The sequence below is a fragment of the Mesorhizobium sp. Cs1299R1N1 genome (genome assembly GCF_037179655.1).
Classification (GTDB): Bacteria; Pseudomonadota; Alphaproteobacteria; order Rhizobiales; family Rhizobiaceae; genus Mesorhizobium; species Mesorhizobium salmacidum.
In genome coordinates this window covers 223,559-237,861 of the sequence record NZ_JAPYKR010000003.1, presented here as the reverse complement: position 1 = coordinate 237,861, position 14,303 = coordinate 223,559, and the positions used below count along the sequence as shown (strand labels likewise).

General features: G+C 65.0%; 12 protein-coding genes. 3 read left to right on the top strand and 9 right to left on the bottom strand.

The features are described 5' to 3' along the window. Positions 1–2: 2 nt before the first annotated feature. On the bottom strand, positions 3–428 hold the full coding sequence (locus tag O7A70_RS07985; RefSeq protein ID WP_337139888.1) for a VOC family protein: 426 nt from the start codon (positions 426–428) through the stop codon (positions 3–5). A 66-nt stretch (positions 429–494) separates the two neighbouring features. Here O7A70_RS07985 and O7A70_RS07980 point away from each other — a divergent pair, with 66 nt between their 5' ends. After that, positions 495–1,088, top strand: a complete 594-nt coding sequence (locus O7A70_RS07980; RefSeq protein ID WP_337139887.1) for a TetR/AcrR family transcriptional regulator — start codon at positions 495–497, stop codon at positions 1,086–1,088. Between the two features lie 382 nt (positions 1,089–1,470). On the opposite strand, the gene O7A70_RS07975 is transcribed toward O7A70_RS07980, so the two are convergent. From O7A70_RS07975 to O7A70_RS07940, 8 genes are all read right to left on the bottom strand, one after another. Then, a complete protein-coding gene (locus O7A70_RS07975) occupies positions 1,471–2,328 on the bottom strand; it encodes an FAD binding domain-containing protein (protein WP_337139886.1) in 858 nt (285 codons plus the stop codon). 10 nt (positions 2,329–2,338) lie between these two features. Then, complete coding sequence (locus O7A70_RS07970) at positions 2,339–2,818, bottom strand: (2Fe-2S)-binding protein (protein ID WP_337139885.1); 480 nt, start codon at positions 2,816–2,818, stop codon at positions 2,339–2,341. Then, positions 2,811–5,417: a xanthine dehydrogenase family protein molybdopterin-binding subunit gene (locus O7A70_RS07965; protein ID WP_337139884.1), complete on the bottom strand. Its 2,607-nt coding sequence runs from the start codon at positions 5,415–5,417 to the stop codon at positions 2,811–2,813. The genes O7A70_RS07970 and O7A70_RS07965 overlap by 8 nt, the downstream gene beginning before the upstream one ends. Then, positions 5,417–5,920 (bottom strand): DUF302 domain-containing protein, encoded by a 504-nt coding sequence (locus O7A70_RS07960; protein WP_337139883.1) that lies wholly within the window; start codon positions 5,918–5,920, stop codon positions 5,417–5,419. Before O7A70_RS07960 ends, O7A70_RS07965 begins: the two co-directional genes overlap by 1 nt. A gap of 150 nt (positions 5,921–6,070) precedes the next feature. Beyond that, the gene (locus O7A70_RS07955) at positions 6,071–6,694 is read right to left on the bottom strand and encodes a TetR/AcrR family transcriptional regulator (RefSeq protein ID WP_337139882.1); all 624 of its coding nucleotides are present in this window, start codon (positions 6,692–6,694) and stop codon (positions 6,071–6,073) included. Between the two features lie 248 nt (positions 6,695–6,942). After that, positions 6,943–7,803, bottom strand: coding sequence for an oxidoreductase (locus O7A70_RS07950; protein ID WP_337139881.1), 861 nt, complete (start codon positions 7,801–7,803; stop codon positions 6,943–6,945). A 100-nt stretch (positions 7,804–7,903) separates the two neighbouring features. After that, entirely contained in the window at positions 7,904–9,208 is a 1,305-nt protein-coding gene (fabF, locus tag O7A70_RS07945; protein ID WP_337139880.1) for a beta-ketoacyl-ACP synthase II, read from the bottom strand. A 72-nt stretch (positions 9,209–9,280) separates the two neighbouring features. Beyond that, positions 9,281–9,856, bottom strand: a complete 576-nt coding sequence (locus tag O7A70_RS07940) for a TetR family transcriptional regulator (protein WP_337140209.1) — start codon at positions 9,854–9,856, stop codon at positions 9,281–9,283. Positions 9,857–9,940: 84 nt separating this feature from the next. Here O7A70_RS07940 and O7A70_RS07935 point away from each other — a divergent pair, with 84 nt between their 5' ends. Both O7A70_RS07935 and O7A70_RS07930 read left to right on the top strand, forming a co-directional pair. Further along, a complete protein-coding gene (locus O7A70_RS07935; RefSeq protein WP_337139879.1) occupies positions 9,941–11,053 on the top strand; it encodes an efflux RND transporter periplasmic adaptor subunit in 1,113 nt (370 codons plus the stop codon). 2 nt (positions 11,054–11,055) lie between these two features. After that, positions 11,056–14,166: an efflux RND transporter permease subunit gene (locus tag O7A70_RS07930; protein ID WP_337139878.1), complete on the top strand. Its 3,111-nt coding sequence runs from the start codon at positions 11,056–11,058 to the stop codon at positions 14,164–14,166. The last annotated feature ends 137 nt before the right edge of the window (positions 14,167–14,303 follow it).

Genomic DNA, 14,303 nt, shown 5'->3' with positions numbered 1-14,303 from the left:
GCTCACACCCCCGCCGCGCCTTCGGCATACTGCGCCAGGAACTCCTCGCTGGGCGGGATCGGCTTGATGACGTCGATCAGCACGCCGTTGGGATCCCTGGTGATGAAGTGGCGCTGGCCGAAGGACTCGTCGCGCAGCGTGCGCAGGATCGGCAGGCCGGCGGCGGTGATCCGTTCGTAGACTGCGTCAGGATCGCGGACCTCGAAATTGATCAGCAGGCCCGAGGTGCGCCCCCGCCCCTCCTCGGGGATCGTCTCGTGGTCGCCCTGGACGATGCCTAGGTTGACCCTGCGGTTGTCCACCGATTGGAGGTGCACGTACCAGTCGCTCGTAAACAGCGGCTGGAAGCCGAAATGCTCGACATAGAAGGCGGCCGTGCCGGCGACATCGCCGGTCATCAGCACCGGGTAGTAGCTCGTCGTCTTCATCTTTCCTTCTCCCGTCAATTAACATACAGTCTGCATGTAAATCGAATTAACATACAGGCTGCATGTATGCAACAGGAATCCGGGCGCCGCTCGAACCGCGACCGCACCGAGGCGACGCGCGCCGACCTGATCGCGGCGGCGCGCAAACTGTTTACGGAAAAATCCTATGCCGAGACCGGCACGCCGGAGATCGTTGCCGCCGCAGGCGTGACGCGCGGCGCGCTCTATCACCACTTTGCCGACAAGCAGGCGCTTTTCGCCGCCGTGGTTGAACAGGAAGCGGCGGCGGTGGCGCGGGAGATCGACCGCGCCTCCCCGCCGTCGCTCAGCGCCCGCGATGCGCTGATTGCCGGTTCCGATGCCTATCTCATGGCCATGCGCGCGCCCGGCCGCACGCGGCTCTTGCTGCTCGACGGCCCGGCCGTGCTCGGCCGCACCGCCATGGACGCGATCGATAACCGCCACGGCAACCGCTCGCTGCGTGAAGGCCTTGTCGCCGCCATGCGGGCACGATCGATGACAAAGCTGCCGGCGGAGGCGCTGACGGCGCTGCTCGGTTCTGCTTTCGACCGCGCTGCGCTCGCCATCGAGGCGGGCGCATCAGCCGAGGACTACCGCGCCGTCTTGAAGGCGCTGATAGACGGACTATCCCGCGCCTGATGCGAATATGATCACACAGTCGCTGCCCGGTTGCCGGCGACGATGTCCGCGTGCGTGAGCTTGTCGCCGGCTGCCATGAACTGCCTGATCAGGGCATCACGATTTCCGGAAGCGCGGGATTTGTCGGCCGACCGCAGCGCCGCCTTCAGCTGATCGCTTGTCAGCTCGGTGCACTAGGCGGGAGTGCCGGGCTGCTGACGCCAGGAATCGACAAGGCTCCCTGAGTCCAGCGCCTCAAAGCCCGTGGCCTCTACCAACTCCATGGTCGTGGCCTTAGCCTCAGAATAGTCACCGCCCACCGGAAGGTGCGCCGACACCGTACTCAGCCGGTTCCGCCGATCCATCCTGCCGTGGGCCGAGATCGGGAGGGCGGCCAGCGTGCTTATCGCTCAACTCCGATCTGCAGGGGCGATCCGTGCGAGAACACCGCGACCCCGGGAGCGGCACTGTTGGCGAGGAACACCGCCCGCCGGGCGAGCACTTCCGCAAGGCGTCCCCGGTAGGTCGCGTCCGCGAACAGGTCTACCGCCAGGCCATCGAGCGGCATGTGCACCTCTCGAAGCGCGTCGCCGACGAACGTCGCGGCAAGCGCCGCCTCCGCCTCGAGCCAGCGGAATGCGCCGTCGGCGCGGACGGCCGCGACGGCCAGGTGGGGGCGGCCGTCCGCCGCGAGCGCCACGAACACCCCGGCCATGGGGTAGCGCGCGGCCGGATTCAGAAACTTGACGTAGGCCGCCTTCGCGGGCACGGGGAACGTCACAGCGGTGACGATCTCCCCCGGTTCCAGCGCCGTCCGGCCGGGGCCGGCGAAGAACTCGGCGGCGGCGAGGTCCCGCCCCGTCGTGTGAACCGTCGCGCCGAGCGCGAGACAGGCGGCGGGATAGTCGCCAGCGACCTCGTGCGCGACGACGGCACCGCCCAGTGTGGCCCGGTGGCGCACCGCTGGGTCACCGATATGTCCTGCCAGGCCCGCCAGCGCCGGCAGCCGGTCCCGAACGACCTCCGAGACGGCGACCTCGGCGTGCGTCGCGCCGGCTCCGATCGTGATCCCGCCGTCGCGTAGGTCGATCTCCCGCGGAAGCACCCCGGAGATCTTCACGAGGCTCGCGGGGGCGCGCCGGCGATGTTTTAGATCCCGCAGGAGCGTCTGGCCTCCGGCGAGCAAGGCCGCTCCCCCCGCGGCGCCGAGCCGACGAGCCTCGTCGAGTGAGGTGGCCCGATGGTAATCGAATTCATTCATGGCAAGGTCCTCACTCGCGCCCGGCGGCCATCGCCTTGGTGCCTGCCGCGATCGCTTTGACGATGTTGTGGTAGCCCGTGCAGCGGCAAATATTGCCCTTGAGCTCCTCGCGGATCGTCGCCTCGTCCACCGCGCCCCGGCGCCGGGCAATATCGATCGCCATCATCACCATGCCCGACGTGCAGTAGCCGCACTGAAGAGCATGGTGCTCGCGAAAGGCCGCCTGCATGGGGTGGAGCGGGGCGCCGCGCGGGGCCAACCCCTCGATAGTCGTGACCGCCGAACCCTCGCACTCCAGCGCCAGCATGGTGCACGACTTCACCGCGAGGCCGTCCACGTGGACGACGCAAGCTCCGCACTGCGTCGTGTCGCAGCCGACGTGCGTGCCCGTCAGTTGAAGGTGCTCCCGTAGATACTCGACGAGGAGCGTGCGTCCCTCGACCGCAGCGCGGACCGCGCGGCCGTTCACCGTCATCGCGAGTTCAGGCATCGTCCCCTCCCTTGGCTGCCTGGACGAGCAGCATGAACGCGCCGGCCTGCGAACCGCCAGGCGATGACGGTTCCGCTCCGGTCTCGCGGGCCAGACTGCGCCGCCCCTCCTGCGCCCGTTCGATCGCCCGCCACACGTGCATTGGGGTCATTGGCATCGCCACCTCGGTCACGCCGACCGGCGCCAGCGCATCGAGGACAGCGTTAACGACTGCCGGGGTCGCACCGATCGTGGCGCCCTCGCCGACGCCCTTGGCGCCGAGCGGATTCAGCTTGGTCGGGACCTCGGTATGGCCCGTCTCGAAAGAGGGTAGGTCCGCGGCGCGCGGCATCGCGTACTCGGAGAAACTAGCGACCATCGGCTCACCGCCCATCCCGTAGACCATCGACTCCATGAGCGCCTGGCCCACGCCTTGCGCCGCACCGCCGTGCACCTGCCCTTCGACGAGCAGGGGATTGATGATCCGGCCGCAGTCGTCCACCACGACGTGACGCAATAACGCGACCTGCCCGGTCTCGAGATCGACCTCGACGACGGCAATGTGAGTGCCGTAGGCGAAGGGCATGTCTTCTGGATCGAAGAATTCGGTCTCGTCGAGGCCAGGCGCCGTGCCCATCGGCAAGTCGAGGCCGAGATGGGTGTCGCGCGCCACGTCGGCGAGAGTCAGAGTCTCGGCTTCCCGGTCCGAGGGGGGGAGTTCCATGCCCAACCGCCGCCGGAAGACGGCGTGGACTACCCGGTCCTCGACCTTCTTTCCGGTGTGTGCGACCGCCGCGATGACCCCCAATCCATCCGAGGCTCGGAAAACGCCGTGCTCGAAGGTGAGGTCCGCGGGGCGCCTCTGGAGCTTGTGGGCGGCGATCTTCCGGGCCTTCTCCAGGAGCCTGCCAGCCGCCATGTGGACGGCCGTACCGCCGATCGCCATGGAACGCGAGTTGAAGGTGCCGGTCCCGAACGGCACGGCTTGAGTGTCGCCCTGCACGACCTCGACCTCGTTGGGCGCCAGTCCTAGTACGTCGGCCGCGATCTGGGCGAGACTCGTCGCGTGGCCCTGCCCGGTGCTCATCGCGCCGGAGAAGACGGTCGCGGAACCGTCGGCGTTGACGACCACGCGCGCGCTTTCGTGGCCGGCTCGCCAGAAGCCGACCGCGCCCATCCCGATCGAGGGGCCAACGGCCGAACTCTCGGAGAAGGTCGCGAGCCCGATGCCAAGGAAGCGACCTTCCGCCCGCAAGATCGCCTGACGCTCACGCAACTTTCGGTAGCCCGCCAGGTCGAGCGCCGCGTCCAGGCTGGCGGCGTAATCGCCCGAGTCGAGCGTCCATCCGGTCGGCATCCGGTGCGGCATGGCGGACGGGGGCACGAAATTCACCCTCCGGACTTCGGCCGGATCCATCGCGAGTTCGCGGGCCAGCTCGTCCATCATCCGCTCGAGGAGGAAGGTGGCCTCGGGGTGTCCCGCGCCGCGGTAGGGACCGGTGGGCGTGCGATTGGTGAAGACCCCCACCACCTCAGTCGCGACGTTCGGGATGTCGTAAGGGCCGGAGACGCCGTATCCTGTGTTGATCGCGGGCACGCCAGGCCCCATGCCGATAGCATAGGCACCGAGGTCGGCGACGAGCCGAGAGCGGAAGCCGGTGATCCGGCCGTCGCGCCGGGCCGCGATCTCGGCGTACTGGACCTGATCGCGCCCGTGCGTGGTGGCGAGAAAGCTTTCACCGCGCGCCTCCGCCCACGCGCAGGCGCGGCCCGTGCGCATCGACAGCACGGCGCAGATCACGTCCTCGGCGTAAAAACAGAGCTTGGCTCCGAACCCTCCACCGATGTCTGGGGCGACCAGCCGCAGCTTATGCAGCGGCAGGCCAAGGCATGCGCCGAGGGACCGCGCGTGGACGTGAGGGAGCTGGCTCGAGGTGTGGTGGACCAGCCGGCCCGACGCGAGGGCGAACTCGGACAGAACGACGCGGCCCTCGAGCGGCGCGGGGGCGACCCGGTTGTTGGTCAGACGTCGTCGCACGACGACTTCGGCGTCGGCGAGAGCGCGGTCGACATGGCCGCCCTCACGGCGGAACTGGTAGCCGATGTTGTTGGGCAAGGCGTCGTGAAGTTGGGCAGCACCCGGCTCGATGGCCGCCTCTTGTTCGGCGACCGCGGGGAGAACCTCGTAGGAGACCTCGATCGCAGCCAGCGCGTCCTCCGCTGCGTTGGCGCTCTCGGCCGCGACTGCCGCGATCGGCTCGCCGACGTACCGAGCACGGTCGCGGGCCAGGACCGGATGCAGCGGGACCCCGATCATGCCGGGGGCTTCCCAATCGCAGGGGAGGTCGCCGATGCCCGCCAGGTCGTCGGCCATGAGGACAGCCACGACACCCGGCATCGCGCGGGCGGCGGTGGCGTCGACCGCGAGGATCCGGGCGTGGGGGTGAGGCGAGCGCAGTATCTTGACGCGCAGGGCGTCGGACGTCGCGATCAAGTCCGAGACGTAGCGGCTCCCGCCTCGCAGCAAGCGTTCGTCTTCGAGACGACGGACGGGGCGGCCCACGCTGGGACCCTCGGCCACCGGAGAATGCAAGTCCGGATTCTGGGCCCGGTTGTCCATCACAGGCACCGCGCCAGGAGGTCCTGCAGCTTTCCCTCGAGCTTTGCGCCGATCTCGGCCGCCTCGGGAACACCGAAGGAGCCGAAGAGCGACGCGGGGCTGTCGTAGCTCACGATCGTCTTGCGGGTCTCCGGCGACTCGTACGCGGCCAGCCGAAATGGCGTGTACAGGCAGACCGCCGGGGCTTTATCGGACACGTCTTTCGCGATGAGTGGATTGCCGATGGCGTACTGGACGCTGGCGTGGGTTCGGCCGAAGTGGGAGAACAGTTGATTGTGTATGGCCTTCATGAACAGGACGAAGCCGCTCGACCCGATGAGACCCTCGACCCGCGCCCTGAGTTGGTCCTCTGGAAGGTTCAAATCCGCGAGTTCCCCGAGTACCTCCGGCGAGACCAGAGGCGCGTGCTTCTCGAGTTCACTGATGAACGCCTCGAACGGCTTGTCCGTGGTCAGGGTGTGTCGCGTGACGCTGAACGTCTGTTCGGTTGCCATCGTCTTCATACTCCTCGTCCCTCACTTCAGCCGCCGATCGAGTGGATTGCCGACGGTGGCGCCTGTGCTCGCGGCGGACTTTCTGTCAGCGTCAAGAGATGATCAAGATCATCTTTTGCGCACCTCTGGACCTGTCGCCAAGGAGGACGGATGCGCGCTTCACGCAGTGCTTACTTTCGCTGAGGATTGGGCCCGGCCGCCTCGCCAACCCGTCGTCTTAAGCGCATGCTTGTGGGCCGTATCGAGAAAGTCCTTGGCCAAATCCTCATCGTCGAGCGCTCTGGCCAGCACCATGCCTCCAACGCAGAGAGCGACCAGCACCATCGCCTGGTCGCGCGCTCCACGCCCCTTCAAATTCGTCTTGAAGACATCGACCATGGCTTGTGCGACCTCGCGATAGGCGGACTTGACGCCGCGGCTGCTGCGCGCAACGTCGGACGATAGCCCGACCAAGGGACAGGAGCCGTCGACGTCCTGGAGGTGATCGCGCGACAGGTAGGCATCGACCACGAAGCTGGCGAACCGCTGGTCGGGCAGGGATGCGTCCGCGAGCCCTTTTTGCCAGCGCTCCGGCACTTCCTTCTTCAGGAAATGCCTCACGGCCTCGGCGTAGAGCTCTTCCTTGCTGCTGAAGTGCCGATAGAAGCCGCCATGCGTGACCCCAGCGGCTGTCATGATCTCGCCGATCGTGACCTCGGCAAAGCCTCCCCTGTTGAACAGCCGGGCTGCGGCTTCGACAATCCTCTCCCGGGTCTGCTGCTTGTGCTTTGGCGCGTACGGCATTGGTGCTCCTCTCGACCGTTCAATGGCATGAGCTATAAAATGATGTTGGACATCCGTTGTCGATCGACAGAGTCAACGCGGTCAACACGCCCACTGGTGGCGATGTGGGCAACATGCCGGAGCGTCAGTGCTCCTGCCATCACGGGCGAGCCCTGCTCGGGCCTCGACCTTCCGGTCCTCGGCTTCAAGGCGACCGCGCTTGTCGGCCCACTGCAAGCGGCACACGATGCGTTGACAAGGAGGCGCATTCAACGAAACCACTGTAAACGGCGCGTCGTGCGTCCGCGGGTCGACGCCCCGGGAAGCCCGAGTTGCTTTCGCAGGCTCGTGTCGAATGCGGATGCGGGGACGAAACGGCGCAGGAAACTGACCTGGCGCGCCATTTTTCCCGCCGCATAGCGCCTCCTCGGGGCGGGATCGGTCGCAGCCGCCAAAACGGTCTTGGCCACCACTTCGGGCGCATCGCCTTTTTCCATCGATTTCCGCACGGCCATGGTCATGCCGGCGCGCGCGGAGTCATAGATATCAAGCACTTGATCGGGAGCGGCGAGATTCTCCTCGAATGACGTACGGGTATAGGCGGGCTCGACCAGCGCAACGCGAATGCCGAACGGACGCAGTTCATGGTCGAGCGATTCGGAATAGCCCTCGATGGCATGTTTGGTCGACGCATAGAGCGCGAAATAGGGAGCCGGGATGAACCCCTGCACCGAACTCAAATTGACGATCCTGCCCTTCCCCTGGCGGCGCATTGCCGGCAACACCGCGTTGGTCACGCGCAGAACGCCGAAGACGTTCACGTCGAACAGCGCCTTAGCCTGGGCGATCGAGGACTCCTCCGCGCCGCCAAACAGACCCATGCCGGCATTGTTGACAAGCAGGTCGATCCGCCCGGCCTTGGCCAGAACGTCATCGACCAGTTTCGCCACGGACGCGTCATCGGTCACGTCGCAGGTCAGCATGGTGACGCCGTCGGTCCTCTCGCCCGCCGCGCGGCGGCTGGTTCCGAATACGCGAAAGCCCGCCTCGAGCAGGGCTTTGGCCGTTGCGTGCCCGATGCCGGAGGATGCCCCGGTCACCAGGGCGACGCCAGGATTGGTCTTGTTCATGGAAATCATTTCTTTCTTTGATCTGGATTTGCGTTTCGAGATGTGGCGTTCGCTCGTCGGCCATTGGCGGTTGGAGAAACGGAAGCGGTTAGGGGCAAGCTCAGTCACCGGCCCCTCCGGCGTTCGCGCTGCTCACCTTGTCCGTCCAGCGTCGGAACAGCGCGCTGGCGTTGACACCGCCAAAGCCGAAGCCGTTGGAGATCGCGTAGTCCATCTCCATCGGCCGGGCGTGATTCGCGACGAAGTCGATCCCGTCGCCGGCCGGATCGGGGGCGCTCAAATTGAGGGTCGGCGGTGCGACCTGGTCCCTGAGCGCCAGGATCGTGAAGATCGCTGCAAGCCCACCGGCGGCTCCGAGCAGGTGCCCGGTCGCCGACTTCGTTCCGCTGACGGCGATGCTGAAATCCGTGCCAAAGACCCTTTTGATCGCCTCTATTTCCCCCGCATCGCCGACCGGCGTGGAGGTCGCATGCGCATTGAGGTGGCGGACCTCACGCGGCGAAATACCGGCTTGGGTGATCGCGATCTCCATGGCCCGCCGCGCACCGTCGCCATCCTCGGGACCGGAGGTGATGTGATAAGCGTCCGCCGTCGTGCCGTAGCCGACGAGTTCGGCGAGCGGCTTGGCGCCGCGCGCAAGCGCGTGGCTCAATGCCTCGATGACCAGGATTCCGGCTCCTTCGCCCATGACGAAGCCGTCACGCAGCATGTCGAAGGGACGGGAGGCCTGATCGGGACGGTGATTGAAGGAGGTCGAAAGGGAGCGTGCCGCGGCAAAGCCGCCGAGGCTGACCGCATTCATGCAGGCTTCCGTTCCGCCGCACACCGCGATGTCGGCTTCATTGGCGCGGATGAGACGCGCCGCATCGCCGATCGCCTGGATGCCGGCAGCGCACGCCGTCACCGGGGCGCCGAGCGGACCCTTGAAGCCGTATCGGATCGAAATTTGTCCCGCCGCCATGTTCACCAGGAACGATGGCACCGTGAACGGTGAGAGACGCCGAACACCGCGCTGATCGACGGTTCGCACGGCTTCGGTTATAGCGGGAAATCCTCCGATACCCGAAGCGATGATCGTCGCGGTGCGGGCCCTGTCATCGTCCGAGACCGGCTTCCACCTTGCCTGGGCCAGCGCCTCTTCCGCTGCCGCCAGCGCGAAGAGAATGAAGCGGTCCGCCCTGCGCTGTTCCTTCGGAACCAGGACGGTGTCTGGATCGAAGCCGGCTTCGGGGTCCTCCAGCAAGGAGGGAACAATTCCGCCGACTTTCGCCGGCAGGTCTCCCACCATTTCATCCGGCAGGCTCCGAATGCCCGAGCGGCCAGCGAGGAGCCGCGACCAGGAAGTCGCCGCGTTGGCTCCGAGGGGGCTAACTGCTCCCATGCCTGTAATGACGATACGACGCATGTCTACTCCAGCTTCTGTTCGATCCGTTCGCGTGATGGTGCCGTGGAGACGTTCGATCGCGACCACGGGTCCCTACGAGGTCGCGATGCGCCTGGCTTCGCCGGCGGCGGCATCGAGAAAGTCCCGCGACATCTCTTCATCTCTAAGGATACGGGAGATCGTCACGGCACCCACCATGAGCGACAGCATCGCCATCGCCTTGCGCTGGGTTCCCGGGCTTTCCGCCCCAGGCATCAACTCGTCGAGAACCTCAAGGTGAGCGGCGATGCCATCCTGGAATGGACCTCTCACCTTCTCGCTTTGACGCGCCGCATCAGAACCAAGCGCAACCAATGGACAACCGTCGCTCTTCTCTTCGCGATGCCCGAGGGAAAGGTAGAGCCCGATAACGGCTTCAAGGGGGTCAGGGCTGCCGGCAGCAACAGCCGACCATCTGCGGGTCGCGTGTTCCATCGCTCGTCTCGATGCCTGCGCTGCCAAGTCGTCCTTGGATTCGAATTGCTTGTAGAAGGCGCCTTGGGTCAGCCCGGCACCCTTCATCAGATCCTTCAGCCCGATGCCGTCAAAGCCGTGCTCTCGAAATAGACGACTTGCCACATCGATCACGGTTTGCCGGTTCTGCTCAGCCTGACTGCGACTTACGCGCATCGTCATCTCCTTTTTTAGATTGCATTCGTAATCAATAGCAGATATAGAGTGTGAATGCAATCTATTTAACAGGAGGCGACGGGCATGAAAAAGAAACACGTTATTGGGCTGGGGAGCGTTTTGGTCGCGGGATTGGGTGTGGCGGCCTTCGTCACACTTTCCATTCGCACGCAAGCAGCTTCCGCAGCGGCCGACCCGAGGCAGGAATCACCGATCGTCAGACTGGTGACGGCGGTGCCGGTGCCCGGATCCGAGCGCGGCTTTACAGGCACCATTGCCGCGCGGGTGCAGAGCAATCTAGGCTTTCGCGTTCCCGGCAAGATCATCGAGCGCCTTGTGAATGTCGGAGAGCAGGTCAAGGCGGGCCAACCGCTGCTGCGGATCGATGATACCGATCTGGCCCTTGCGCTCACCGCCAAGCGCAACGCTGTCGCCGCGGCACGCGCTGTCCTGGTTCAGACCAGTGCGGACGAAAAGCGCTATGCCGTTCTGGTCAAGAAGGAATTGGCGGCAACCCCGCAGCGTTACGAGCAGGCGAAGGCAGCACTGGATACCGCGACGGCGCAGCTTGCAGCGGCGGAAGCGGAAGCGAAGGTCGCGGAGAACGAGGCGGCCTATTCCATCTTGGACGCGAACGCCGACGGAACGGTCGTCGAAACGCTTGGCGAGCCGGGACAGGTTGTCACCGCGGGACAAACCGTGGTTCGGATCGCGAACGCCGGCCCCCGCGAGGCTGTGGTCGCGCTTCCCGAAACGATCCGGCCGGCGATCGGATCGGTAGCCGAGGCGGGCATGTATGGGGCCGATGGGCGGCATTTTAGGGCGCATCTGCGGCAGTTGTCGGACGCTGCCGATCCCCAGACCCGTACCTATGAGGCCCGTTATGTGCTCGATGGTGAGGCCGCGGCAGCACCGCTTGGCGCGACGGTAACCATCCGGCTTGCAAGCCAGGCAAGTCAAACGGAAGTCCAGGTGCCGCTCGGAGCCGTGCTGGATGATGGTCAGAAGACCGGCGTCTGGAGCTTGGACGGCGCAACCTCGACCGTACACTTTCGGCCCGTCAAGCTTGTTCGTGTGACCAGCGAAACCGCCGTGATCTCCGGACTGAGTTCCAGCGATCAGATTGTTTCGCTCGGCGCTCATCTCCTGCAGGAGGGCGCTCGCGTCAGGACTGCCTCTGAAAACGGGAGCAATTGACGATGAACCTCAATTTTTCCGCGATCGCCGTTCGCGAGCGCGCCGTCACCCTTTTCTTCATTATTCTGCTCGTCGCCGCCGGCGCCTACGCTTTCCTCATGCTTGGACGGGCGGAGGATCCCAACTTCACGATCAAGACCCTGACGGTCACGACGGTATGGCCGGGCGCGACCGCGCGCGAGATGCAGGACCTCGTCGCCGAACCGTTGGAGAAGCGACTTCAGGAGCTGACCTGGTACGACCGGGTGGAGACGACAACGCGGCCAGGTTATGCGTATCTGACGGTCACGCTGAAGGACAGCACACCGCCATCCAGCGTTCAGGAGGAGTTCTATCAGGCCCGTAAGAAACTCGGGGATGAAACCCGCAACCTGCCGCCCGGCGTACTCGGCCCCTTCGTCAACGACGAATATTCCGATGTGAGTTTCGCTCTTTACGCCCTCAAGGCGAAAGGCTTGCCCATGCGGGAACTCGCCAGGCAAGCCGAGACCATTCGCCAGGACCTTCTGCATGTGCCTGGCGTCAAGAAGATCAACATCCTCGGCGAGCGTCCCGAACAGATATTCGTCGAGTTTTCCTATGCCAAGCTGGCAACACTCGGCGTGTCGGCGCAGGATATCGTCGCCGCTTTGCAGCGCCAGAACACCGTCACACCGGCGGGCTCGATCGACACAAAGGGGCCGCAGGTCTTCATCAGGGTCAACGGCGCTTATGACAGTGTCCAGACGATCGCCGACACGCCGATCGTCGCTGCCGGACGGACGTTGAAGCTCTCCGACATCGCCGAGGTCCGGCGCGGCTACGAGGATCCTGCCACTTACGTCATCCGTCACCAGGGCGAGCCGACCATCATGCTCGCGGCGGTGATGCAGGAGGGCTGGAATGGTCTTGAACTCGGCAAGGCACTGGAGGAGAGATCGGCGGCGATCGCACAAACGCTGCCTCTCGGGATGTCGCTGGCCAAGGTCAGCGACCAGGCCGTGAACATCGGCTCGTCGGTGAACGAGTTCATGCTCAAATTCGCGATGGCGCTCGGCGTGGTGCTGCTGATCGCCCTGATCAGCATGGGTTGGCGCGTCGGCATCGTCGTGGCGGCCGCCGTTCCCCTGACGCTTGCCGTCGTCTTCCTCATCATGCTGGAAACCGGCCGGTTCTTCGACCGCATCACGCTCGGCGCCCTTATCCTGGCGCTTGGCCTTCTCGTGGACGACGCCATCATCGCCATCGAGGTGATGGTGGTGAAAATGGAAGAAGGCATGGACCGCATCAAGGCGGCGGCCTATGCCTGGAGCCATACCGCGGCGCCGATGCTGTCGGGCACGCTCGTGACGATCGCCGGGTTCCTTCCGGTGGGCTTCGCGCGCTCGACGGCCGGCGAATACGCCGGAAACATCTTCTGGGTCGTGGGCTTCGCCCTCATCGTCTCCTGGGTCGTCGCCGTGGTCTTCACCCCGTATATGGGTGTCAAGATGCTGCCCGCAATCAAACCGATCGAAGGCGGTGTCCATGCCATATACGACACACCGAACTATCGGCGCCTTCGTCGGCTCATCACTGGCGCGGTGCGCCACAAGTTTGTGACCTGCACTGCCGTCGGCATCGTCTTCGCGCTTTCGGTTGTAGGCATGAGCGGTCTCAAGCAGCAGTTCTTCCCGACATCCGACCGTCCCGAAGTGCTGGTCGAGGTTCGCCTGCCGGAAGGCACCAGCATCGAGACGACGACCGCCACGATCGAAAAGCTGGAACACTGGCTTGGCGGCCAACCCGAGGCCAAGATCGTGACGAGCTATGTCGGCCAGGGCGCCCCGCGCTTCTTCTTCGCCATGGCGCCGGAACTGCCTGATCCCGCCTTCGCAAAGATCGTCGTGCTGACACCGGACGCGGAAGCCCGCGAGGCCTTGAAGCACCGGCTGCGTGAAGCGGTTGCGACAGGGCTTGCCCCCGAAGCTAACGTCCGCGTTACGCAACTCGTGTTCGGACCCTACACGCCGTTCCCGGTCGAGTTCCGGGTCATGGGGCCTGATCCCGCGCAATTGTACGCCATCTCCGAGAAAGCCCTCGACGTCATGCGCGGCGTGCCGGACGTGCGGCAGGCCAGTCGCGACTGGGGCAATCGCACGCCGGTACTGCGCTTCATACCGGATCAGGATCGACTGAACCTCATCGGCCTGTCGCCGGCGGAGGTGGCCCAGCAGCTCCAATTCCTCCTCACTGGCATCCCGGTCACGCAGGTCCGCGAAGACATCCGCAATGTCCCCATCGTGGCACGCAGCGCCGGCGGCGAGCGACTGGATCCATCGCGTCTAGCGGATTTCTCGCTGATGAGCCGGGACGGTCGCCAGATCCCGCTCGACCAGATCGGCCACTCGGAAATCCGTCTGGAAGAGCCGATCCTGAAGCGGCGTGATCGCACCCCGGTCATCACGATTCGCTCGGACATCAATGAGGCGACCCAGCCTCCAGAGGTTTCCAAGCAGATCATGACGGCCCTTCAGCCGCTGATTAAATCCCTGCCTGCCGGCTATCGCATCGAAATGGGTGGATCGATCGAAGAGGCGGCCAAGGCCAACACCGCGCTGGGTAAGGTCTTCCCGGCCATGCTCGCCGCCATGCTGATCGTCATCATACTGCAGGTGCGATCGTTCTCGACGATGGCGATGGTCATGCTGACGGCACCCCTCGGCCTCGTTGGCGTCGTACCGATGTTGCTGGCCTTCAACCAGCCCTTCGGATTCAACGCCATTCTGGGCCTGATAGGACTGGCGGGCATCCTGATGCGCAACACGCTGATCCTGACCGAACAGATCAAGGAGAACCGTGCCGCCGGCCTTGACGACTATCACGCCGTCATCGAGGCCACGGTGCAACGCACGAGACCGGTGATCCTGACCGCACTTGCCGCCGTGCTGGCTTTCATCCCCCTCACGCACTCCGTCTTCTGGGGATCGATGGCCTTCACGCTGATCGGCGGCACGGCGGCCGGCACGGTGCTGATCCTGCTGTTCCTTCCCGCGCTCTATGTCGCGTGGTTCCGGATCAAACCGACCACGGACGAGATCCATGAGGATTCGACGGAGGAACCGGAACTGCCAGCAGCAATGGCGGCCGAGTAGGGCTCTGTTGTCGCAAGAGACGGTTCAAGTTCTTGCCCGTTGGCTCTGCCTGGACACATGCAGGGCCAACGGCACGAACTGGCCGGCTGGAGATGATCTTCCACGCGAGTCCGGCAGGTTCGCTCATCAATTCTGGA

Bases quoted from the DNA above. Each gene is read 5' to 3' on its own strand.
- O7A70_RS07930 (WP_337139878.1), top strand. From the start codon at position 11,056: ATGAACCTCAATTTTTCCGCGATCGCCGTTCGCGAGCGCGCCGTCACC.
- O7A70_RS07970 (WP_337139885.1), bottom strand. From the start codon at position 2,818: ATGCCTGAACTCGCGATGACGGTGAACGGCCGCGCGGTCCGCGCTGCG.
- O7A70_RS07955 (WP_337139882.1), bottom strand. From the start codon at position 6,694: ATGCCGTACGCGCCAAAGCACAAGCAGCAGACCCGGGAGAGGATTGTC.
- O7A70_RS07960 (WP_337139883.1), bottom strand. From the start codon at position 5,920: ATGAAGACGATGGCAACCGAACAGACGTTCAGCGTCACGCGACACACC.
- fabF (WP_337139880.1), bottom strand. From the start codon at position 9,208: ATGCGTCGTATCGTCATTACAGGCATGGGAGCAGTTAGCCCCCTCGGA.
- O7A70_RS07975 (WP_337139886.1), bottom strand. From the start codon at position 2,328: ATGAATGAATTCGATTACCATCGGGCCACCTCACTCGACGAGGCTCGT.
- O7A70_RS07980 (WP_337139887.1), top strand. From the start codon at position 495: ATGCAACAGGAATCCGGGCGCCGCTCGAACCGCGACCGCACCGAGGCG.
- O7A70_RS07935 (WP_337139879.1), top strand. From the start codon at position 9,941: ATGAAAAAGAAACACGTTATTGGGCTGGGGAGCGTTTTGGTCGCGGGA.
- O7A70_RS07965 (WP_337139884.1), bottom strand. From the start codon at position 5,417: ATGGACAACCGGGCCCAGAATCCGGACTTGCATTCTCCGGTGGCCGAG.
- O7A70_RS07940 (WP_337140209.1), bottom strand. From the start codon at position 9,856: ATGCGCGTAAGTCGCAGTCAGGCTGAGCAGAACCGGCAAACCGTGATC.
- O7A70_RS07950 (WP_337139881.1), bottom strand. From the start codon at position 7,803: ATGAACAAGACCAATCCTGGCGTCGCCCTGGTGACCGGGGCATCCTCC.
- O7A70_RS07985 (WP_337139888.1), bottom strand. From the start codon at position 428: ATGAAGACGACGAGCTACTACCCGGTGCTGATGACCGGCGATGTCGCC.